The 22,694-nt window shown below is 59.0% G+C and carries 14 protein-coding genes; 7 read left to right on the top strand and 7 right to left on the bottom strand.

The genetic code is table 11. The annotated features are described in order from the left end of the window. Window positions 1–228: 228 nt before the first annotated feature. The gene (locus NKH41_RS27715) at window positions 229–2,877 is read left to right on the top strand and encodes a CHAT domain-containing tetratricopeptide repeat protein (RefSeq protein WP_352934876.1); all 2,649 of its coding nucleotides are present in this window, start codon (window positions 229–231) and stop codon (window positions 2,875–2,877) included. A 99-nt stretch (window positions 2,878–2,976) separates the two neighbouring features. On the opposite strand, the gene NKH41_RS27710 is transcribed toward NKH41_RS27715, so the two are convergent. Both NKH41_RS27710 and NKH41_RS27705 read right to left on the bottom strand, forming a co-directional pair. Next, a complete protein-coding gene (locus NKH41_RS27710) occupies window positions 2,977–6,462 on the bottom strand; it encodes a DUF7379 domain-containing protein (RefSeq protein WP_352934865.1) in 3,486 nt (1,161 codons plus the stop codon). Between the two features lie 12 nt (window positions 6,463–6,474). Further along, the gene (locus tag NKH41_RS27705) at window positions 6,475–7,311 is read right to left on the bottom strand and encodes a caspase family protein (RefSeq protein WP_352934862.1); all 837 of its coding nucleotides are present in this window, start codon (window positions 7,309–7,311) and stop codon (window positions 6,475–6,477) included. 286 nt (window positions 7,312–7,597) lie between these two features. Between NKH41_RS27705 and NKH41_RS27700 the strand changes: the two genes are divergently transcribed. Continuing rightward, window positions 7,598–9,349 carry a S41 family peptidase gene (locus tag NKH41_RS27700; RefSeq protein ID WP_352934859.1) on the top strand — a complete coding sequence of 584 codons (1,752 nt, stop codon included), beginning with the start codon at window positions 7,598–7,600 and terminating at the stop codon, window positions 9,347–9,349. 93 nt (window positions 9,350–9,442) lie between these two features. On the opposite strand, the gene NKH41_RS27695 is transcribed toward NKH41_RS27700, so the two are convergent. From NKH41_RS27695 to NKH41_RS27675, 5 genes are all read right to left on the bottom strand, one after another. After that, window positions 9,443–11,608 (bottom strand): WD40 repeat domain-containing protein, encoded by a 2,166-nt coding sequence (locus NKH41_RS27695; protein ID WP_352934856.1) that lies wholly within the window; start codon window positions 11,606–11,608, stop codon window positions 9,443–9,445. A 76-nt stretch (window positions 11,609–11,684) separates the two neighbouring features. After that, window positions 11,685–13,772, bottom strand: a complete 2,088-nt coding sequence (locus NKH41_RS27690; protein ID WP_352934853.1) for an nSTAND1 domain-containing NTPase — start codon at window positions 13,770–13,772, stop codon at window positions 11,685–11,687. A gap of 507 nt (window positions 13,773–14,279) precedes the next feature. Next, on the bottom strand, window positions 14,280–14,441 hold the full coding sequence (locus NKH41_RS27685) for a hypothetical protein (protein WP_352934851.1): 162 nt from the start codon (window positions 14,439–14,441) through the stop codon (window positions 14,280–14,282). 396 nt (window positions 14,442–14,837) lie between these two features. Beyond that, window positions 14,838–16,082: a hypothetical protein gene (locus NKH41_RS27680; RefSeq protein WP_352934848.1), complete on the bottom strand. Its 1,245-nt coding sequence runs from the start codon at window positions 16,080–16,082 to the stop codon at window positions 14,838–14,840. A gap of 9 nt (window positions 16,083–16,091) precedes the next feature. Next, window positions 16,092–16,541 (bottom strand): hypothetical protein, encoded by a 450-nt coding sequence (locus NKH41_RS27675; RefSeq protein WP_352934845.1) that lies wholly within the window; start codon window positions 16,539–16,541, stop codon window positions 16,092–16,094. Window positions 16,542–16,690: 149 nt separating this feature from the next. Between NKH41_RS27675 and NKH41_RS27670 the strand changes: the two genes are divergently transcribed. The 5 genes from NKH41_RS27670 (at window position 16,691) to NKH41_RS27650 (ending at window position 22,575) form a co-directional block, all read left to right on the top strand. Continuing rightward, window positions 16,691–16,996, top strand: a complete 306-nt coding sequence (locus NKH41_RS27670; protein ID WP_352934842.1) for a hypothetical protein — start codon at window positions 16,691–16,693, stop codon at window positions 16,994–16,996. 438 nt (window positions 16,997–17,434) lie between these two features. Beyond that, on the top strand, window positions 17,435–18,190 hold the full coding sequence (locus NKH41_RS27665; protein WP_352934839.1) for a hypothetical protein: 756 nt from the start codon (window positions 17,435–17,437) through the stop codon (window positions 18,188–18,190). Window positions 18,191–18,456: 266 nt separating this feature from the next. Beyond that, window positions 18,457–20,613, top strand: coding sequence for a hypothetical protein (locus NKH41_RS27660; RefSeq protein WP_352934836.1), 2,157 nt, complete (start codon window positions 18,457–18,459; stop codon window positions 20,611–20,613). Window positions 20,614–20,663: 50 nt separating this feature from the next. Then, window positions 20,664–20,996, top strand: coding sequence for a hypothetical protein (locus tag NKH41_RS27655; protein ID WP_352934833.1), 333 nt, complete (start codon window positions 20,664–20,666; stop codon window positions 20,994–20,996). Between the two features lie 91 nt (window positions 20,997–21,087). Next, on the top strand, window positions 21,088–22,575 hold the full coding sequence (locus NKH41_RS27650; protein ID WP_352934830.1) for a hypothetical protein: 1,488 nt from the start codon (window positions 21,088–21,090) through the stop codon (window positions 22,573–22,575). Window positions 22,576–22,694 lie beyond the last annotated feature (119 nt).

The raw sequence follows: 22,694 nt of genomic DNA, 5'->3' as shown, positions 1-22,694 counted from the left end.
AAGGATCGATCCACGGGCCGTCGGCCCACAGCTCTTTCCTTCGATCAACTTCAGGCAGGCGTACGGGCCGCCGAAGCTGCGCTGAGGCTCGGACACTATCGATCAGCATTGGATAGCTATTGCGTTCTTCTGCGGGGCCGGCTTGCCGTTGCCGGTGGCGTGGATGGATTTGGCGCCGCCGAACTCGTCATCATCGAGCGCCTGTCCGAACTCACGTCACTGTTTGGCATGTTTGAAACGGCTGATGATTTGCTGGTCACCATGGTTGGCCTGTGTCGCAATGCAAGAAACGACGTCGCGGCCGACTACGCGCAGCTCAAGCGCGTCGAGTTGGCGTTGGCCCGCGGGCGGATGCAGCAGTCGTTCAACCTGCTCGGCGACCTGAAAGAGCGCATCGGCGATGTGGATGAAATAGACCTTTCGCCTCGTGGCTTGAAACACTGGGAAGCGACCATCGAATGGCGGCACATTGAGGCCGCTGATCGTTCCGTATTGCTGACACGCATCTATCTGGTCATGGGTCAGGTCCTCGCAGGGATCGGAAGATATGGCGACGCACTCACGGTGCTGGAGCGTGGACTTGCGCATGCCGAAGGGGCGGCGCCTGACCTTGCGCGACGCACCGCCCCACATATCGGGCTGGCGCGGGTGGCGGCGCTGCTGGAATACGGTGATCTTGACGCCGCCGAGCGCACCCTTGCAAGCTTTGTCACTGACGCCCCTGACAATCTCGCGCCGGCTATCCACACGCGTCAGCTCGAACTCTCCGGCAAGTTGGACATGCTGCGCGGCCGTCTTGGTTCGGCGGCACGCAATTTCGAGGGCGTGGTCCGGTTCTGCGACCAGAAAGGCTTTGGTCGCGCAGGTGCGGCTGCGGCCCTTAATCTCGCGCACGCTCTGGTTCTCTTCAATCGCGTCGGCGAAGCATTGTGGCTGGCGGAAAAAGCCGGAGTCAGAGCCGCAATGTTGGGAGATCGCGGGCTGGAGATGCGTGCGGCGACCGTTGCCAGCCTTGCGCTTGCGCGCCGAAGGTCTCCTGTGATGGCGGCGTCGTTAGCGCTTTCCGTCAAGGATATGGTTCAAGGCCGCCAGTCTCGTGGCAGCGACATCCGCCGCCCCGCGCGATCGCCTGTTCTGCTGCCCGTTTCCCAAGCCGACAATTTTCTTTCATTCTTTGAAGATCGGGCACTCGAATTTCAGTGGGTGCTGGCAAGCGACCCAGAGGACGCCAAAGCGCGCCTCGGTCTAATGAAGGACACGTTTTCCAGCACCGACTCGCGGCTTATTCACATACAACTGGGGGTTCTTGACGGCCATCTTGCTCTGGTCCACCGCGATTTTGCCGCCGCCGAATCGTATTTCGGCAGAGCAGCCGAGCGATTGTCGGCGCTTTCCTTAAAACCGGAACTCTGGCAGGTGCAGCATTTGCGCGCGCACTGTCTTACCCAGTTAGGCAAGCTCAGCGAGGCAGCGCGACTGGCCGAGTCGGCTGAAAGGCTGCTCCTCGATATTTCTGGATCGCTCGTTGGCGGTGATCGGGATACCTACCTTCTCAACAAGGCGACGATGGAGGAGGCATATATTGCTTCCCAGATCGAAGAACTCGTGCGGGAGGAGGCACAGTCAGCCCAGGCTTCCTATCTTGGCCGCTTGCGCCATCGAATCCGGACGGCGCGCCGTCTGCATCGGCTGATGGAACATATCGACGCTTACAAGCTGGGCCGCGCCGGCCGGCAGCTTGCGGCCGAAACAGAAGTTCCGCTGCAAGGCAGGCGCCCGTCGATGCTGCGACGGCTATTGGTAAGCCGACGAGATCGCGCATTGCTGTCGTATCTCGTTCTGCCGGACCGCGTGTTCGTCATGTGGTCGGGCTTCATGACAATTGGTTTTGCAGTCAGTCCGGTGACGCGCATCGACTTGCGGGAGAGGGTCCGGAATTGGCACCAGAGAATGCGCGGTGAGCGGGTGGGACCAGCGCGCGACATCGGGATGGCAGACGATGATCCCCTCGTCGAAGAACCCTCCGACGAACAGCTCATTGGCGACCTTGGCGAGGCGCTTCAACTCGACACCGCACTCGCCGCTTTGCCGAAGCGGGTTAGCGGCCTGGTCGTAATTCCGGACGACGCGCTGCACGGCGTACCCTTTGCCGCGTTGAGCCACGAAGAGCGCTATCTGGTCGAGAAGTTCGCCTTGTCGATCGGGTACGCGACGTGGCCGTCTGTGAAAAAGCGTGCGCGCCGCAAACTTGGCTTGGTGGTGGGTGTCTCGAAAGGATTTGGGCGACTGCAGGACTTGCCGCAAGTTCCGGCGGAATCGCATGCCGTGGCTGACCGTCTTGGGAGTTGGGGTCTCGAGATACGGCCGTTTATTGATGATGAAGATGCCAGCAAGGCTTCGATGCTCGATGTATTTCAAGAAGCCGCCATTGCTCATTTTGCCTGTCACGGAACGTTTGAACCTGACCAGCCGGATCAGTCCGGTCTGGAACTCATGCCCCGTATGGGGCGTGACGGACGATTGACTTTGCACGACCTGGCCAGGGTCCGGCTGGACAATTGCCAACACGTCACACTGTCGTCGTGCTGGTCAGCCGACAACTTCATCATTCCCGGACGCTGGATCGTCAGTTTGCCGGAGACACTCTGGCGAAGTGGGGCGGCAAGCACGCTGGGCTCACTTTGGCCCGTTGACGATGATTTCGCCGTTGCGTTCGTGTCGCGCTTCTACGCGGAAATGAAGCGGCTCCCGCGTGACGCCGCATTACGCGAAGCTCAGCTTGCATCATTGTCCGGTGAACTTGGGCGCAGAGGTATCCCCGCTATTTTCTGGGCCGGGTTCCGGGTTTGTGGCGAGCCCGGTCGGCTGCGTCTGTGAAATCCCTCGGCCAAACTCGGTACGCCTACCGACGCGAGGTGTCCGTTTGACGCGACCCGCACCAGAGTTTTCCTGAACCCTTCGATCGTCCTGCGGCGCTCATATACGCGACAAGACGTTCAACAGGGCCCGTCGGCCCGCATCGGTTGTGAAGAATGTTATGTGGTCGCAAGCGACCTCACTAGCGATCATTTCGGGGTTGCGCGTTTCTGGAACGGCCCGGGCGCTGGAAACCGCTACTGCGATGTCGTTTGGTTTGTTCAAGAAGGCCATCGCAGTCACGTCATGAAGAACGCGCTGTGGCGATAGCCGTTCGAGAAGTGACCGGAATGTGCCGTTCGCAACCGCAGCAGGAATGATCGAGGTATGGCCTACGAGCAGCGAATAGGGGGTTTGAGGGTCGTTGCTTTTTCCAAGCTCTGTCAGAAATGGCGATCCCGGTACCATCTCGTCTAGGGCGACATCGACCTTCTCGACTGCGGCTGCAAGATCGCCAAGCAGCTGCAGCGGCCATGCGATGGTGCTCAGCCCATTCAGTCCGATGGCCAGCGCCGCATTTGCCCAGTTTTGTATCGTTGGCCAGGGCGAGCCCCCATTTGGCGTGCCCAGCATGACCAGATGTTGCACGACACGATTGCCGCCTTCCCGTTCAATGAACCAACGCGTGACCAGCCCACCCATCGAATGCGCGGCGACGTGTAGCGTCTTGCCGTGATCGACGCCCAAACCAACTACCCCGAGACGTTCTTTCAGACTGCGCGCGTTGTCCTTGATACTAGTATTGATGTTTTCATAGTCAAAGGCGAGCACGAGATCATAGCCATCGACAATGCACTTGGCTGCAATACCGGGAAGCGCAATCTCGGCCTTTGCCGCCGCAGTCATACCCAAGGTGTCGCCGAGAATGCCATGAACGTAGAGCAGGATTCTCTTCGCCCGGTCGACCTTCTCGTGAACGAGTTTGATATCCGTATCGTAGGCAGGCTGATCTCTGGTATCGAAGCTGACCGCAGCAAGGTGCGGGTAGTCGAATCCAGTATCGATATATGTGCTGGCGATCTTCTGAAACAGAATACGAATTGAACTGACAATCCCGCGCTCGACATCCCTGGACGTGCTGAATACGGGAATCCGCCTGAGTTCGATCTCCACCGCGCCGCCGATTGGTCGGCCAACTCCCAGCGGCAGATAGAACTCGCCATCCCAGGCGTATGGGATCACATGCTCACCGGGCGCAAGAGTGGCCGGCACGCGAAGATGCAAAGGTGTGTTGGCCGTGACCGATGCTGCATTTTCGATATCGCTAAGTTGCAGCGCGCCAAGGCCGTGATCGGTTCCACGGGCGGTCTCGAACAGCAAGGGCTGCGATGCTTGCGGGTCATCGCGGAAAATCGCCGGTGTCCCAAGCGTACCCAATGAGCGTCCGACTTCGGTCATCGACACGAGGCTGGCCTGCGCCTTGAAGTCTGTGTGGCCCCAAAGCGTTACGCCGGCGCCCAGCTCGACCTGGCCGCCCCGCGCAGGCACGTCCGACGTTTCCAGCGGCCGAATCACCGTTAGGGTTAAGTCACTCGTGGCCCAGTCACCGAGGTTCTCATCACCATCCGGTACCGACGACACGTCACGGTAGTATACGCGCTTGGCCAGACGCTCAAATGTTGACCGCGGACGCTCGAATCCCCTTTCCAGCCTCCGCGTACGGCTGTGGGTCTCGATTGCGTCCTGATCGAACAATGTTGCGTCGAACTGCTCGCGGCTTACGATCAGCTTGAGATGGTCGGTCAGTTCGGTGCGACCCGCTTCCCATTTCCGATCCGGGATCGTCGCACGAAGCTCCCTTCCGCCGCCGAGGCCCATCGGTTGTCCTGCAGGAATGAGTTGAGCCCCCGCTGCAAGCAGCTTGGAACTCACCGAATAGTCTTCTCCGAGCCACAGCAGCGCACAGTACAAGTCTCTTTTGCTTGAGTTTGTAAGCATCAGGCGAAACCGCGGCGCGTGCCATTTGCCGTCGGGGGACCGGGTGTAATAAAGGCGGCTCTCTACACGCGGATCGATCTCTTCCCAAGTTTCGGCCCTGCCGTCTGCAACTGGCACACTCATGGTGATTTTTACGGGCACATCGCCTAGGTGGCTGTCGCAATTGCTTAGGTCTGCCACGGCTTGCCATCGCGCTATATGTTCGAGACGCTCGACCACCAGCGCGGCTCCGTTGGCGCTGATGCCTTCGACTTTCGCGACCAAAGGACGGTCGCCCGACAACCGGCTAATGCTATAGCTGGTTGTAGATGCAGTGACGCGGAAGTTGGCAGTGTCCTCGGTTTTTGCTTCTTGGACCAGGAGCGAGGCTTGGCCCGAATTGGCGGTGTTGCCTAGCGCGTATCGAATCAATTCTAATGCAGATGCGTCGCCGCCGAGATAAACTTGCTTGGCTGGCAGTGGCGTCGCGATCACGATTGCGCGATAGGTGGTATTGCGATCGAGATCGCCGTGGCTGGAGGACTTGATGTTGACGCAACTAAGTTCTGGTCTCAGGTCGGACACCTCGGCTAGTGCCAGCGCCGCATCGAGCAATCGCCACATTTCGGGATCTACATCGAGCGGAAAAATAGCAAAACTGGTTGTCTGTGAGTCTTGAGGCGACGCAATTCCGTGAATGGCCCCGCCATCGACGATCCATTGCAGGCCGCGGTCGAAGCTCATTGTAAAACTTGCTCGCCCTTGGCTAACCGCACCGCCGAGGAAGGGCTGTAGCAAATCTCGCGGATCACTGGTTTCGATCTGGGGGACCTGCTGCGCCACGCGCAGACGGACCTGAGCTTCAACACGTTTTATTAGGTCGCGATAACTGGTCGCTCCGCGCATCTGCCGCAAAGCGGCGAGTAGCGCCGCGCTGAATGCGCCATGCGGCTTGCCGTCCTCGTTCACCTCCTTGGCCGTTTCACTGGACCGGCAAGCCGCCAGCAGCACATGCCGGCCTTCGGGCATCACGGACCAATTGGAATCAGGTGTTGTTTTATCGCTGTTGCGTTTTGCCGACTGCGATCCGCTCAGAAATGTTTCAATCGGGCGCTGCCGTCGATCGGTCGGCGCCCGCCGGATCGAAAGACCTTCTTCCAGCGCCGCGCGGGTTCCGTTCCCCGAATGACAGCAGTCGAGCACACACAGCACATGCGGACCGCGGACTGCGACTTCGGCGATCAGGACAGCCAGTTCCTTGTCTGCGAGATCCCACTCGCCGGTGTTGCGACTGTCGTAGCAAACTAAGGTCTCGTTGAGATGATCCGGCTCTAGGTGCCAGAACTGGGGCGGGGCGCTCTCCTGTGATCCATGGCCGCTGTAGTAGAACAGCACCACGTCATCGGGGCCTGCCTTGCAAAGGTGGTCGCGAAAGCTTCGAATGACATTAGAGCGAGTCGCCTGATCGTTTTTCAGCATCAGCAGATCAACGCTGAAATCCCCCGTCTTGCTGATATTCTCAAGCAAGCTCGCGATCGCTTCGATGTCGTTAACACACCCATTCAAGGCCGGAACGGGGCTCAGATAGGAGTCGATGCCAATCAAAGTGGCATACAACGTTCTCGCCATAGTCGCCTGCCTTCAGCCGATGTTCACTGTAAATGGCTTCTCCTGCTCGAACGTCGAATTGGGAGCGCCGACGAGGAAATAATTGGGTGTTTGGTCTCTCGGCATTCTCGCAAGGATTGCGCCGTGAAAATTTTTGTATCCACCGGAAAACTTTCCGCCGTTCCAAACTGTTTTCAACGTTCCCGTGAAGCGGCCGTTGAACGTGCCGTCGGCCGAGAGCTGATTGTCCTGGCACCCAGAAATCAGCAGCGCTGATGCGTTGATCTTCGAGCGCGTGCTTCGAAAGCGAGGATCATTGCCGATGCCATCATAGAAGGTTTTGTTTGCCAGATATGTTCTTTGCGCTATTTCCGGTGGCATCGCGCGATAACGTATCTGGCTTTGCGTGACATCCATGCGCACGGATTGCGCAATGGCAATATCTTTGATCACAGTGCCGCTGTGGCAGCTGTCGGATAGGATCAAAAGCCTCACGCCGGCTGCAAACTGCCCGAGGTAGTAATAAATCTCGTCATCGACAAGTTGCCCGTCGAACAGGCACCAGGTCTCGTCGAGCCCGTCAGGCTCATCGCCATCGGTATCCGGCACCTGGCCACCGTGACCTGAATAGGTCAGGAAAAATATGTCCCCGGTGCGCAACACGCTCGCTGCCTGGGTCAGGGCACCTTGCAGCGATTGGCGCGAGGCTTTGGCGGTCAGCAATGTCGTTGCCTCAAATCCGGCCGTCTTTGCGATCATCGCCATATCGTTGGCGTCCATTTCGCAGGCCGCCAGCTCACCCGCCCATCCCTGGTAATGTTTGGGATCGACGGCATTCAGTCCGATGTGAAGTGAAATGCCTTTGCTCATGTCTGTAGTCCCCTCGTTTGCAGCTGTTGCTATGTTGCCTATGCCGGTTTCAGCAGCCGAATCTGCCAATGCATTTGCGTGACGCTATCAACTGAGCAGAAATTGAGTTGGCGTGCAAAGAACGCTTGCGTGGCAGATTAACCCTCTGACCGCCTGCTTTTCGGCAAATACCAAGCACTCGGCCGCCAAAATAAGAGCGTCCGCATTCATACCTGTCAAAGTAACTTAAACGTTGTATTTTACAATAAGTACTTGCGCATTTTACAAGTACGGGGAGGGATGAACAGTGCTCAGCCCGCGTGAACGTGAAGCCATCGCGTCGAATGTGCTGTCGATCATACACGAGCTGTTTGTTCACCGACGGATGAAGACGGCGCTGCATGGTATTGATGTTGTTCCTCTTTTGGATTCGCTAAGGCGCCGGGCGGCCAAGCTCTCGGATGTGGACTTTCACCGCGCGATGAGGAGCCTCGTTAACAGCGTGCGTGATCGACACACCCGCTACTCCTACGCGTCCACCTCGCCTTCGTATTCGCTGCCTTTCGTTGTGGAGCGAGCTTTCGAAGCGGGCGCGCCCGCATACTTCGTTACCAAATCCACTCATGCCGATATCAAGGCGGGGTCGATCATCGAACGTTGGAATACGGTGCCGGTCGAGTTGGTTGTTCGCGAACTTGCCGAAGATATCGGCGCGAGCAACGATGCCGCCCGTCGCGCGCTGGCGGTTCGGTTTCTGACAGCAAGGCGGGCCGATCGTTTCGATCCGCCTGCAGAGCACGCCGTCAATCTGGATCTCCGGCTGCCAAACGGTTCGTCTTCCATGGTTGAAGTCTCCTGGAACAGTTTCGCCCTTGCGCCTGTATCTGGCCTGGCGCCCGCTTCAACGATGACCGGGCAAGGTGTCGATGCAGATCTGCTCGACTCCAACCGTAAACTGTTCGAAGTTTTCTCGCCTCGGTTCAAGCAGTTCGCCGCAACCTCCTATCCAAACATTGATGTGCGGACGGTGCAGCACAATGGCGTTGATTTCGGGTACCTTCGTGTTTTTGATTTCTCTGTCGAGGACGCCGACGATTTCGCTTCGTTCGTTGCAGCAAAAGTTGGTCCATTGCCGGCAAGCGGCCTCATCATTGATTTGCGCGGTAATCCTGGAGGTTACATCAAGGCGGGCGAACTGCTGCTGCAACTGTTCACATCCCAGCGAATTAGCCCCCTCGGATTTCGCTTCAGGGCCTCAGATGCCGTCGAGCATCTGCTTTCGACCAGCGACTATTTCGACGCGTGGGAACCAACGGCCTCCCAGGGCACCCGACTGGGCGAAGAGCATTCCGGGACGTTTCCAATTGAAGACGATGAAGCAACCTTCAACAAGATCGGACAGGTCTACTCAGGGCCTAGTGTGCTGATTGTCGATGCCCTGACGTTCAGCACGGCGGATATTTTTACTGCGGGGTTTCTCGATCATGGGATAGGGCAGGTAATTTGCACGGACGAGAATATCTCCGCGGGCGGCGCGAACAACTGGCAGCACAGCGTCCTTCGCGCCGCCATGCCAGGGTTTGCTTTCCCGTTGTCGGCCGAATTGGAACTTGAGAGCGGCCAAGCTGGCCCAATCACGGTCGCTTCCTTTGCGTCGGCGGGAAAGACACTCAGCTCCGCTGCTGTCGTCAAGCGCCTGCCTGACTCTGATTTTGGAAACTTCTGGGAGATCACGGACAATGGACAGAGCTACAAAATCGGAAAGATGGTTTGGTTGAGAAATAACCTGGCGGCATACTTCCCTGGAGACAACCGCTTCGTGGACGATCTCCCTGCGGGAGTCGATTTCGGCTTCTCAATCCGCCAGGGCATTCGCAAGAGAGGTGGACAAGGCCTCGTTCTGGAAGACGAGGGGATCGTGGCGGATCACTATTATCGAATGAGCGCAACCGACGTGCTGTCAGGAAACGCCGATCTGATCAGCTACGCATGCGGTCTGCTGTCGAAGCCGGCAACCCCACGCCACGCAAAGATCGGGCTGCCGCCCACATCAGCTTGAGGCAGGGGTGGCGACTATTGCTCTCGGCTTGCAGCCGGCACCCACTCGGACGCGATCGCGAAGTGCAATGTCGCGCTTTGAGCACTTTCTTGTCTACCTGCTGAAATAGGATTGGAAGGCTTGCACGAGATAGGCTCCCTCAGAGCGATGGGAAAGCCCGAGTCTCGCCCTCTCGACGTCATCGACACGCCAAATCAATTTATCGACTTCAGGGCGGCTCAATTCGGTGATCAGTTTGGAAGGATCGATCAAGTACCATTCCAAACCAAAATCCCCGACGGTCTCGACGTAGCCAGCCTCATCGATCTGATTGGAGGTAATTAAGTTCGAGGAGTTGGCGATGTCGGAGGTGGAGGGGAGGAAAATGTTGGCTGTCCCATCAGGGCTCACGACAGTGTACCCGTAGCCTTGCTCAGTCCGTTCCCACCTCACCGAAGGCCAGGAACTCTTCGGGGCGAGGGGCGCCAAAGAATCGACTGTGTCGGCCGGGGGCTCTTTAACCTCGACAGGGCTGCCGTCCAACGTCCAGGCCCCCTGTCGATGGGGATCGCCGCTCGTGTCAATGAGTTCAATGATCGTCTGGTCGGCGCGAAAATTCAACTGACCGGTAAAGATCGCGTCCTCTTTGGCGACAGCCACGACAGGGTCGCCCGCCTTGGGCCAGATCTGGATTCGGTCGTTGGACTGAGTGATGACCTTGCCGTCCTTGGTATAAAGCACGCTTCGCAAGAAGGCTTGATGACCGCCCAAAGTCCTCAGCAATGTTCCGCCAGTGTCACGGGTCTCAACCCCGTAATCGCCCGAAATGGAGGAGTACTCGATCGCTATTTCATGACCATCGGGGCTCCATGTCGCCATGTCGTATACGGTTTGCGCGGTGTTGCTGACTGCTCTGAAGCGAGCGCTCTGCAGCGACCAGACGCGCGCGACGAAACCACGTGTCCAGGAGAGTACCTTCGTTCCGGACTCGTCCCAGACGAGATTGGAGATCTGTGGATTGAGTGAATCTCCTGGCTGATCGGCAACAGCGCGGTAAACCTCGTGCGCTCCTTTGTAGAACAGCACGATGCCATCGCGCCGGCAATAGGCTATCAAATTGCCGGGTCCGGGCGAGACGACGTCGACAGCGCGACCGAGTGCTGCGATCTGGGTAGCAGCAGGTATCATCGCGAGATCGCCGCCGAGCGGGACAGCGAATGATTTTCCATTAAGCAATGTTACGATGAGGCTTAGGCTGTCCGCAGTGGACGCGACAGACGTGATCTTGCTTTCGGCAGTCGAGAAAACAACCCCCTGCTGATCCTTTTTTACCAGCGTCACTTCATTGGCGTCGGTGGGGTCACCGAAACCATCCAAACCTTTTGGATGCGCAAAAGCGAACAACAATCCATCCGAAGAAAAGGAAACGGCAGTCGAAGCGGCACTGTCCTTGATTGCTTTTCGGACCTTACCGTCCACGCCAAGGGTGGTGATGTCGCCATCGTTGTAGCCATAAATCGCAAAGCGTCCACCTGAGGGAGCGCAGGAGAATTTCAAGCGTCGCGGACGTGTGTGCTGCACAGGACTGGGAATCGAAACTTGGCTCGCTGCCGTGAAATTCCAGAGATCAATGCTATCGAACGCCCCGCCGACGGTATAGGTTCCTGCCCGGTCCGAGCAGGGGAACGACGTCTCGTCGCTCTGACTTGGTTGCGTTGCGATTGCTGTCCCATCGAGCGACCAAAAGGTCAGAACACCCTTTCTGGTTCGCGTGAAGATGTTCTTCCCGCCATTTGCGAATTGGGCATCTATCGTATCCGCGTCGACAACGAACGATGCAAGCTCCACCTCATCGGCCAGCCGAACCATTCGGACTTGGGGGGTGGTGCCGGTGAACAGCAAAACAGCGTTCAGTCCTGCAGGGTCCATATCGGCGGCCCAAACATCGCGGTAGTGATTGTTATAAAAGAGCTGGTCGCTATTGTAGACTTTGGCCAGTACGGCTTGGCTGGTAAAGCTGGGGGTTATGGCTTCCGCATGTTCGGCCAGACGCAGGCCGAGCGTTGGATCGGTCGAATAGACATTCGAAGCCAACGACCCCTCGAGCGACGTTTCAAGATTGCGATTGGTTCTATTGAGACCCTGGTTGGCGATGACGGTCGCGATCGCCAGAACAGCGATAGCCGCGATTCCGGCCCATTTGATGATCAAATTGCGTCGCCAGCGTTTGATGCTCGCTGCTGCAAACTCCGTCTCGAGTGTATTGAGGCCGGGGAACATTTCTGCACGCAACTTGTCGGATGGTCTTGACCTGTGCGGGATCGTCCCATAACGGGCGCGACTTTCTGTTCGCGTTCTAGGTTGTAGCATCTTGTGCGAGGCGCCGCCGATCGGAGATCAACGGCGCGTCGCGTCTGACCCATCTGAAAAGCCGATCCCACCCCAATATCAGCGCATCATGCGCGAGTTCGAGATGCGATTCATTGCCAACGACGTCAGAGACGGTGAGCCGCTCGTCATCAAGGCGCTTGAGGACGGTCTTAATCCGCGCCTCTTCGTCGGGATCTGTGGAACTGAACTCAACTTGTGGAACGCGTCGGCGGGTGAATACGCCTGACTCGACCGAGACCAGTCTCTCCAGCACCCGCCTGGCAGTTCGTCTGAGCGCCTTGTCGGCGGCACTGATGACCCGGTCGGCGCTGACACGGATCGCCCCGGCAACCCCACCCTTGAGACTATCATAGTCAACTTGGCGGATTGCCCGATCCTCATCTCCACGCTCCGCGAAGTTGAGGTACATCTGACTTAGCGCAAAGGACAGCAGGGCAAGACCGCCGGGCATAGCGATGACTTCGTCGATCAAGCCGTCAACGAGACTCGGCGGTTCAAACCTGAGGACCCTGACCGCGGCCGGCCCTTCTATCGCGCGCCGCAGATCGCTCTGCGTCATTTGCGGAATAAGATATCTCGCCTTGGCCCAACTATCCTGAAGGGCTGAGCCGGCAAACTGCGGCTCGAAATCGGATCTCAACGTCAGTACGACGTTCATAGTGTTGGTTTTGCTGAGGACGTCGGCTACCGCGGCCAGGAACTTGTCCATGGTCTCTTGGGTGCCCAAGGTGAGCAACTCCTCGGCCTGGTCAACCACCAGCAAAAACCGCTCGTTCGGCATCTTCCTCGCCCAATCGGCAAGGGCGGAAGTCTCTTTGCCGAGAGCTTCTGCATCTGGCACCACTCCCAGGCCACGTAGTTCGCCGAGTGATGCGGCGAGAGAGTGGAAAACAGTCGGACCCGGTTTCGAAGGGCGTATCAGAATCTGGCGCACTTCGGGATCGATTAGCGGCAGCAGTCCGGCTCGTACGAGGCTGGACTTGCCCGAACCCGAGGGGCCGATGACCACAACCAGCCTTTCGCCCGGTTGGGGCACCTCTTGAGATGAGGTGCTGGCATCCGATACGCGGCGAAATAACTTGTTCGTTGCCTCCCGCCTCCCAAAAAAGACATCTCTATTTTTCGGCCCATATGGCAGCAGGCCGAGCCACGGGTTGGAAAGGGGAGGGGCCGGAAGGAGGTCGAGGGTAGCGTTGGGCGCGAGGAACAGGAACTGACCCTTGTCGTGGTTCTTCATCGGCCATAGCAGCGGAACCTGGCCGGGTTCGCTTCCATCGATCGGCAAAAAACTCCGCTCCAAGAAGAGAATGAGTTCAGTCGCCGTTATTACCCCGTCGCCCTTTCCTTTCTCCATCGGGAGGTCGGCCGCTCCAGCCAGCGCACAAAGAAGTGCAACAGCGAACGGAGAGTGAGGTCTGCCCGTCGGCAATGCCTCGGCGCCTGGAGTGGCCTCGCCCCGCAGCCCGAGGGGCCAACCGTTGGCCACATCGATGGCCCTTTGGTTATGTGCTGCCGAAGCGATCGCCTGCCGAGCGCTGTAGCGAACAAACCACCGATAGCGGTCGAGGTGAAGGTTCTCCGGTACAGCTATCAGGTCCCGTGTTCCCGACCAGCGCATCGCACCGGCGAAACAGCAGTCCAGGACAACGAGGAGATGGCGACACTTGAGTGAGTCTAGCCTGCGTTCGAGCTCGACCATTTGAAGATATCTGTCGGAGCTCTCCTTGGAAGCATCCTGCGGCAAGATGTATCCCCAGGGACCATCTCGACCCGGCAGTGATATTCCATGACCCGCGAAGTAAAAGATGACTCGGTCGTCTTCGCGAATTTCTTCAGTCATCTCGTCAAGAAACGCTACCATCCCATCAAGCGTGGCGTCCAAGTTTCGCAGGATACGGCAATGGAATCCGTGCTCTTTTGCCAGTGCGTCGGCAAGGTCTTCAGCGTCAGCCACTGGTGTACTGAGCAGCGGTACGCCGTCTCGGTATTGATCGATCGCGACAAAAAAAGCGAGATGACGCGCAAAGCCTTTGATTGGCACAGGATCGCTCATCGAGCAGATCCCGAGAAGATTGTACGTAGCTTGGCAACTCTAGTCACTGGGCCCAAATGCCAGAAGATAGCCGAGTCGGCGAACCACTCGATAAAGGTGAGTAGAAAGAAAGCGCGGGAATGTATCATAGAATTCCCCTGCGAAGGAAGTTATTGACGAATAACTATACTGCGAGATCTGGCTGTAGCAATATGACAATGATGGCGGCGGGGCATAAAATGGGCGAGCTCACATCTGCCAAGACCCGAGGGTTGTTTTTGCTGTTGCTTTTTTACAACGATCCATCGACAGATTCCCAAGGAAACATGCGTCTCCGATCATCGTAGATTGCTATGGTCCAGGGCGTTCGGCCTTTGATCCCGCTCAACCGCGCCAGAGCCTTGGGACGCTTCCTCCTTGATCGAATCCTCAGAAGGTTCGCCGGCAGGCACGGCAAGTCTGCCGACAACGCGCGTGACGCCGAGAACGCACAAGGCAGGTCGCTGGGGATATCCTTGTCCGGGTCGGTCAGTCCGAAATCGGGACAAGAAGAATGTGGGGAATAATGTCCGGTCCGTCGAGAAGCATGATGTAGTCGGGCGTGTGAGCCTTATCGATGGCATCAATCGCTTCCTTGGCACCCCGTTGGTCGGTCGGTCCCAAAACTGCCGCGCCGCCGATCGCGCTCATTTGCGCGTTATCGTCGATATCGATGACAATGCTGGCATGGCCTCTCTTGAGGTCGGCGGCAACGAGCCGTTGCGGGCTTTGTAAATCGCGGCAACGCCCCCAGCACCGTACTTCGTGTTAAGCGCAAACGATTGCTGACAATAACCTTGTCGACTGTTGTCACGGGCATTGCGGCTTCTGTTTGATTGCCACTACTCCTCAATGCTTAAAGGATCGGACAATGATCGCTCGGGTACGCATCGGCAAATGTTAGCGCGGTGCTGCTGTTGACAAGGATCGTGCCGTCGCACCTTTCGGATCATATCGACCGGATTCTCCACAGCAAGATAAGCCGCTTAGGGCAGTGAACCTGCGAGGAGAAAATTGCGCATTTTTCCCTCGGAGTTGCCTGGCACATCAGTATTTGTAGTTCAACCTCAGCTGCATCTGGTCGACTTCCTCCAGCGTCTCTTTTCGCTTGCCATTCTCGTAAAGAAGAGAAAGCGACGTCGCGCCGGACTCGTCTAGGTTATAGGCGGCTTCCGCCGAATAGAGCGCGGCGACTTCGCCAGAGATGGCATCCCAGTGATATTTGGCCGTTCCCGTCAGATGAAAGCGGTCTTGAAGGAATTCAGGTCCGATCTCGCTCCCAGCCAAGGGAAAGACATGAAGCTTTGTCGTGAATCCCAGCCAAGCATAGTCCTTGTCTTCAAGGTCGGTCCGACCGGGAGATTGGACATTGAGGTAGTCTGCCTCGGCCGCGAACTGCCAATACCAATCGAGATAGGGGGAGAGGCGCCGGACATTTCCGCCTAGGCGAGCCTCCAGCCAGTAAGGTGTCCAACTGGCTTCGATGCCGTAGGCGTTCCCGTCGCCGCGAAAATCAGTCTGATAGTAGGGCGACAGCGAAAAATACATCGAGTTGAACGGCCTAGGGTTAAAAAGCTCGGCCTGCGCCTCGATACCAAACCTGAGATCGCTTGTGCCACCGGGACCGTCACTCCGCGTACCGTGTGCGCCGATCCACGGCGCGAAAGCGTAGGCTGAAAGGTAAGGTCCGCTTACACCCTCGGGACGGTCCCGGCAGGGCTCCCGCCAGAGTGCGAGAGAGACGTTGCCATCCATTTTTAACTGATAGCTCGAACCGTCCCAGTCTTTCGTGTAAGCGACCGAGGCGCCTTGAGCCTTTGAAAGGGGCGCGAGGTTGAACATGTAGTTGTCAAGCTTGTCGCGCCGAATGAAAAACCGCTGGTCATCCTCGCAGTCCGAAACCGGAGCATTGGGTGCTTTCGTTTCGAGATAAATGACTGGCACGCCAAGCTTCGCCTGGACGGTTTCGCCTGCAGCTTCAAACCGGTCCGCGCTGCTCGATTTCGAGCGATCGTGCTCCCAAGGCGGTGCTGAATACTTCTCTTCATCCTCGCGGCTAGCCGCCGCCATCTCCGCGTCGTTGAAACGGCCGTCGTTGTCGATGTCGAATTTCTTAAGGCGCGGGTCGGCGTCGTGAGCGCGGATCACCCGCGAGATATCGCCGGAGACGCGTTCCACGCCCGGATTGATGCCGTATCGCTCGGTCAATTCCTTTTTAGTCGCGGACCAACCCGGATCGGTCGCTGCGGCAAGAAGGGCAATTGCGCAAGAAAGGCGAAAAAACGCCGGCATGGAAGCCCCCTATGTCACGATCCAACCGTTGCTTTCGTACCAGTCGATGATCGCGCCGCCGATCTGTTTCATCTTTTTGGCTCCGCCCAGATCGCCGGGGGCCAGACCGAGGCCATCGCTTTCGAATTCATTGCTGTTGTTCAAGACCGCCGCGAAGGCTCTCAACACCTTTACGGGATCGTCCCCCTTGAGGTAGTCGGACGGCGGCGCATTCATTTCGATGTGCGTCACGTCGAGGACGGAACAGAGCCGTAAATAGATATCGGTTGCAGCGATGGTCTTTGCCGGCTTGGTCTTTGCGAGTGCGGCGTTTGCTCTTTGATACGCCGCTTCGAAGATAATCCCGCTTCGAACACGGCGGATGCTCTTTTGAAGAGCCGTCTCTTTCTTAGCCGCTTTTGTAACAACTTTCGCGTTTTTTCTTTGCGTTACCTTATCCGCTGTTTTTACGGCAGCCATGAGTGTTACCCACCAATCTTACCATTCCCCGTGCAAAAATTTGCACGATCGCTCATCTGAGTCAATCTTCTTGCAAAGATAATGCAAATGGATTTTTATCTCTAATCGTTGGGGACGCTACATGCGGCTTAAACAATTGGAGGGGTGTTATGAAAGATTGGATCGCTTGGTGGTCACTTGTTTTCTCGATCGTGTCCTTCGTGATTTTTGCCGCAACGATGTTCGTACAGATCCGCGGTCAGTGGAAGGCCGCCGATATCAGCAAGCCCATGGTCGACGGCGCGGCCTCGAAAGCGGCGAAGGATGCGACGGCCGACATCACTAAGCTACTTGGTACGATTAAGGGCCTCGTGGATTCCCTGTCAAAGGCCAGCCCTTCGCTGATGGCTTTGATCTCCGCGATTGCTTTTATGACCATCGCTGCCCTGACGATTGGGGTGGTGACCACAGGCTGACGCCTCCGAACGTGCAAGGTGCCGCGCGCCTTGGGCTCCCAATGTCTGCCGGCGGCTGTGCTGCTCTGGCATCTCAACCCCTGGCTGCGAGTAGCCGCGGACACGCTCCCGAACCGTTGATCATGCAGTAGCACGATTATGACTGACATCTGTGCACGAGAAATGGAAGGCGCGGAGGAGGGGAGTAATTACGACGGATATGTCCGGATAGAAATCGGATGGCCTGCTTTCGATACATACCCGTTCCCAACGGTCAGATCGATTCAAGAACAATCCTTTCGACACGTGCTGCCGTATTCGGCCCGCCAGGGGCTAAGCAGGCCTCGGTTTGGCTGGCTATGCGGTCGTCTCGGCCGTTCTCAACGAAGCCAGAACCTGTCGTCCGTTCAGGGGAACCAGAACAAGGTGCCGTGCTAACTTGATTGCGAGGGCGACTCCTTGCAAATCTTATCGATGGTGGAAAAGGAGCCCAGCCCCGAAATCGTGCGCGGTTCGAGCCCAGCATCGTGGGGGCCGGCCGGTGCCTATATCGAAGGTGAACTCGGCGCGCTCTATCTGCTTGCGCTGCTGACGGGCAATCGGGCACCGGGCTTGCCTGACGCCCGGGTCGTCAGCGTTCGGTCGGAGCAGGGATTCAAGCTCGATGACCTGGTAGTCTCGGGCGCGGGATCGGCGGGCGACTTCATCCTCGAAATCCAGTCGAAGCGGGATATCACCTTCTCGCCCAGCGATAGCGTCTATCAGGATGTCGCGTCGCAAATCGCGCGGAGCGCAGTGGGTTCTGTCCCGGAAGACCGGCACCTTCTCGGCATCGCGACTCAGCGGACCAGCCGCAAGATTTCGGGCGCCTATCAGGATGTGCTCAAATGGGCGCGAACCGCGGACAGCGCGACAGCGTTCTTCAACCGCATCGGCGCCAAGGGCGTCGCGAGCAAGGACATGCGCGACTTCGTGGCGACGACGCGAAAGCATTTGATCGCCGGCGGCATCGCTGACGATGACCATGCGATCTGGTCGCTTTTGCGGCGAATGCTCATCCTCGAGTTCGATTTCGAAGCGACGGTGCCGATTGCGCGGACCTATGGTCAGGCACTCGCGCGGGTGGCGCTGGCAGACGAGGGATGTCGCCCTTGCCGAGGCGCTGTGGAGCCGGCTGACCGACCTGTCGATCAAGACCGGGACCACTGGCGGTAAAATTGATCGAGATAGCCTCAGGGCCGATCTCGCCGAAGCAGGGTTCCGGCTTGCCGGCGACCGCGATTATGGGCCGGCACGCGCCAGACTCGCCGAGCTCGCGCAGAATACGCTTGCCCACATGGAACGAGCGTGGCGGGTGTGACCTTGCCGCGATTAGAAGCTGTCGCTGCGGTGGACGATGCATCTGAAGCGCATCGGTTCATTGAAATCAGTGGGGATTCCGGTGTCGGCAAATCCTGGGTTCTTCGGCATGTCGCCGACGCGTGGCGCGCCTGGCTCCGATCATCGTACTTGACCGCGACGCGACGCCGTCAGGCGGCTGGTTGCCGTTTTCCAACGCGCTCGGCATCCCGGATTCGGCGGTCGAGTTCCTGACCGATCTGGCTGCGAGCGGCGGCGCGATGCTCTTCATCGACGGCATCGACATGTTCGACGATCGCGGGCGCCAGCGCACGGTCATGGAGCTCATGCGGGCGGCGAGCGCGATCCCTGGCTTTACGGTGATCGCAACCAAGCGCACGGTCGGCCGTGTTGACGTCGAACCCTGGCTCGATGAAGGGATAGTTGACGTCCTGGGCGGCGCGCACCGGGTACGCGTCGGGCCCCTGTCGGAAGATGAAGTCGCGATCCTAGTCGATCAGGCGCCGGATCTCCGGTTGCTGCTCAACCCCAAGCATCCCGCCGCCGGCCTTGCCCGTAATCTCTATAGGCTATCCCGGCTGCTGAAGGTGCCGAGCGCGACCGAGGTTCGCACCGAGGCGGCAATGGCCGATGTATGGTGGAAGAGAGCGGATGGCACGCCTGCTACCGCGGTGCCCGCAGCGCAGCGGTTGCTGGCCGCGCTCGCGGCCGGTGCCATGAAGGGAGAAGACGGGATCGATCTGACCGAGGATTCTTCTGCTCGGTCGCATCTGCTCGGGACGCTGACGCTCAAGGAAGTGCGCCGCGACCGGCTCGATTTCTATCACGACGTGCTGCGCGACTGGGCGATCGGGAACTACATCGCAGAGGATTCGAGCCGTCTGGCCGCGCTCGATCTGAGCGTGCCGGTATCGCCGCGCGTTGCGCGCGGTATCGAGTTCGCCGCCCGCCTCGCGCTCGAGACGGGGGCAGATTACAGCACCTGGACCGATCTGCTCGCGCATCTGTCTCAGCAAGGGGCGCACGGATCATGGCGGCGCCAGGCGATCCTCGCCTTACCGCGGTCGGAGGCCGGCTTCGAACTGCTCGAAAAGTGCGGCGCTGGCCTATTGGCGGACGGCGCAGCTCTCCTCGAATTGTGCACGACGATTGCGGCGGCTGAGACCGTAGCGACGGCCGACTTGATGACCATGCCGGACGGGTCCAAGGTCAATCTGCCGCGCTCCTATCGTACAAATATTACCGGGTCAGCAGTTCTGCTCCTGCGCTGGGTGGTGGCGCATGCTGCCGAGATCCCAATGTCCGCGATCGGCGCGGTGGTCGAGCTGGTCCAAATACAGATCTATCTTCTCAAGCACCTTCGATCGTTCGCCGAGCAGACGGCCGTCATGCTGTTCGGCTGGCTGCGTCAGCTCGATGTTCGCGACGCCGAGGTGACGATCCCCAGAGAGCGAAGCTTCGGTCAGCTGGCGAGCGACGCTAGGCGCAGCGCGATCGAGCATCTGCGCCTGACTGCGGTGTTGCTTGGCGAATTCGCGCCCGATCAGCTGAAGGCTTATTTAAGGGAACTCGGCGGCGAGCGGGAAAGCTATAAGGTCGAGGCGATCCGGCCGTTTTCCAAGATGATCGCGCCGGTTGCGCCGGCCGAGCTTGCGGACCTCGTATTGTCGAGCCTCATTGAGAAGCGGGAGCGACGCGGCCGCCGTGACCGCTCGATGGAGCGAGCCTTCGCCTTCGCTGACAGCGACTATCTGCCGGCCTCGCCAGCGCAGCCGCCATTTCTCGATCTGTTGGAGTCCGGTGCGGCCGAAGGGTTGAGACTGATTCGGACGCTGGTTGCGGAAGCGATAGCGTTCAACACAGACGGGCTTGCGCCGGAAGACGACGGCTTCACCATCAATCTCGGCCATGGCTCGCGCTTCTTTCCCTGGACTTCGAGCTACTTGTGGTCTCGCGACCAGAGCCACGAATATTCGGCAGCCTCCGGACTGAAGGCCCTCGAGGCGGGGAGCCAGCAGCGCCTCGACGACGGTGTCCCCGTCGATGAAGTGCTCACCGACATCCTTGGATCCGAGGGCAGCTGTGCGGCCTATCTGCTGGTCGCAATCGACGTGCTGCTGTCGCATTTCGGTGTCGGTCGTGATGTTCTCGCGCCGTTTATCGCAGCGCCTGAGCTGCTAGCTGCGACCACGCGAGGCAGACCCATGATCACATCGGGTCAGGGATCGATTTACCAATCGGGAAGGAGCCGGATGGAAAGGTCAAGCTCGCCGACTTGAAAGCCCGCCCGTCACGGGGTGCGTCCTTGCTTGACATCGTGCCCAATTATATGGGCGACGATGCCATTGCGAACCGTCTGCGTGAGCAGCTGGGCGCCGCGATCGAGAACTTGGAGCCCTATGAACCTTATTCGAACTGGGGCGATGCGCGGTTCATCGCACGCTGTGCCAACAACATGCTTCAGCGGTCGAACTGGACAGACATCGGGGAGGGTACGCTGGCCTATCAGCCGGCCGCGGATGAGGCCGCTCATTTTGCAGCGATGGAGGAGAAGCGGGGCGAGTTCCTCCGATCGACCGAAATCGAGGCGCGCATCAGTCTGGCTATGGGTAGAGAAGGCGAACACGCCACCGCCTCAACGGCACGCGATGCGGTCGAGTAGGCAGAGGGCGATCTCCCCGACGACAGTGATACCGATGCTCTCAAATCGCGCTCGACGAGGCTGATCACGACTGCCTTGCTGGTAGCACACGATGGGGATGACGAGCTGCTCGCGACGCACGAGAAATGGGTTCGTCAGGTCATCTCGATCGCGTTGGAAGAGCAGTCCGATCGCGGGGGGTAGTTCGCAGCATACGCTGCGCTTCAACCGCCCGGCAATCGCGACGCTTGCGCTGATCCATCTCTGGGGGCGCAAGGGGAGCAACGCGGACCGAGATACGCTGATCCGGCTCGCGACGCGCAAAGATCGCAGCGTCGCGCCGGCCTCTTCCGCCGGCCTCGCGCGGATCCTCGAGATCGAGCCCGGGCTCTTCAAAGCGGCGATGCGCGTGGCCTTCGCAAGCATGACTTGGCGCTGGAAGAGCTATCAGGAGGACGAGGCCGAACATGCGCGTTTGGAAGCGGAGCGGGCCGCAGCGATCGATGCAGCGGTCTCGGCCGAGGTGGACTGGCTGGATGGCGGCGCCGAATCTGCATGGACGACATGGCCCAAGGAGCGTCCCCATCTGCGCCGCGGCTCGCGCATTCGCGTTCCTGGACCAGTCCCACCGGCACAGTTCGACGAAGACGAGGCGATCGAGATCGTCCACGTCGACAGCGCGGCTGCGGCGCAGTGGCTGGCGATGATCCAGGCCCCGCCTAAGGGATCGATCGGCTGGCGGCAGGAGGTGGTCGCGGCCTATGCTGACTGGACCGCGCGGATGAACGGGTTGGGGCTGTCGGTTGATACCGAGATCGACCGCGATCCCCACGACTGGAACCTGCACCAGTATGCGCTGTTCGCCGAGCGGCTACTCGACGGCACGCCTATGTCGTTCGATCCCGATCTGAAGCTCGTGACCGATTTGCCAGACGAGCCCTTCTGCGAGGTCGCGCACACGGTCATGCATGCGGCCGACGCGCTCTATTTCAATGATCCCCAGCGTACCGCTTCTCGGCCTGCCGATCTGCGCACCAAGCTGGTGGAGCGGGTGATCGCGCTCAAGCGGTGGGAATATGCCGGCGATCCGGCCAGCTCGCGGATCGACATGGAAAGTGGCGGCATCATCGCGAAGATGCTCCTCAATACTCACGATCCATTCAACGGGACATATAGCTATCTCCCGCCATTACTCGTCGACCGCGTCGACCCGCTGCTAGCCACAATGCGCCCCCTGCTGCGGGGCGGCCCGACGGTGTTCGTGGCGCTTTGCACTATGAAGCTGCTCCTCGTTGCGCCGCGGGCGCGGCACCTCGACTTCGTCCTCGATGCCGTGGAGGCCTGGTTCGATCGCACCCACGCGGCGGGCCTGTGGATCACCGCTGGCATCGGCGGTCGCGTCGTGCGCTGGTTCGACGCCGCCTTCGCCGAACAACCGGACCTGCTGATTCCGGCGCATCCCGCGCGGGGCCGGATCGACCGCGCGTTGGGCAATCTGATCGGGGTTGGCGTCGCTGAGGCGCATGAGCTGGAGTTGCGGGTAGAAGCGGCGGCCGGCGACGCGCATGCATCGGTCGCGCATCTGGATCGGGGAAGCTGAGAAGTTGCTCCTACAAGCCGGACACGGAAGGCGAATCGTGGCACATCCACATCGGCTCAAACAGCTCAGTCCGCGGAATTCTGCGGCGGCCAATATGTAAATGGAAGTGAGATAGCCTC

It is taken from the genome of Mesorhizobium sp. M1169, from assembly GCF_040318345.1.
GTDB lineage: Bacteria > Pseudomonadota > Alphaproteobacteria > Rhizobiales > Rhizobiaceae > Mesorhizobium.
This window is presented reverse-complemented; position numbering and strand designations above follow the sequence as displayed.

Bases quoted from the DNA above. Each gene is read 5' to 3' on its own strand.
- NKH41_RS27715 (WP_352934876.1), top strand. From the start codon at position 229: ATGTTTGAAACGGCTGATGATTTGCTGGTCACCATGGTTGGCCTGTGT.
- NKH41_RS27695 (WP_352934856.1), bottom strand. From the start codon at position 11,608: ATGTTCCCCGGCCTCAATACACTCGAGACGGAGTTTGCAGCAGCGAGC.
- NKH41_RS27680 (WP_352934848.1), bottom strand. From the start codon at position 16,082: ATGCCGGCGTTTTTTCGCCTTTCTTGCGCAATTGCCCTTCTTGCCGCA.
- NKH41_RS27670 (WP_352934842.1), top strand. From the start codon at position 16,691: ATGAAAGATTGGATCGCTTGGTGGTCACTTGTTTTCTCGATCGTGTCC.
- NKH41_RS27675 (WP_352934845.1), bottom strand. From the start codon at position 16,541: ATGGCTGCCGTAAAAACAGCGGATAAGGTAACGCAAAGAAAAAACGCG.
- NKH41_RS27690 (WP_352934853.1), bottom strand. From the start codon at position 13,772: ATGAGCGATCCTGTGCCAATCAAAGGCTTTGCGCGTCATCTCGCTTTT.
- NKH41_RS27685 (WP_352934851.1), bottom strand. From the start codon at position 14,441: ATGAGCGCGATCGGCGGCGCGGCAGTTTTGGGACCGACCGACCAACGG.
- NKH41_RS27710 (WP_352934865.1), bottom strand. From the start codon at position 6,462: ATGGCGAGAACGTTGTATGCCACTTTGATTGGCATCGACTCCTATCTG.
- NKH41_RS27650 (WP_352934830.1), top strand. From the start codon at position 21,088: ATGGGGATGACGAGCTGCTCGCGACGCACGAGAAATGGGTTCGTCAGG.
- NKH41_RS27655 (WP_352934833.1), top strand. From the start codon at position 20,664: ATGGGCGACGATGCCATTGCGAACCGTCTGCGTGAGCAGCTGGGCGCC.
- NKH41_RS27705 (WP_352934862.1), bottom strand. From the start codon at position 7,311: ATGAGCAAAGGCATTTCACTTCACATCGGACTGAATGCCGTCGATCCC.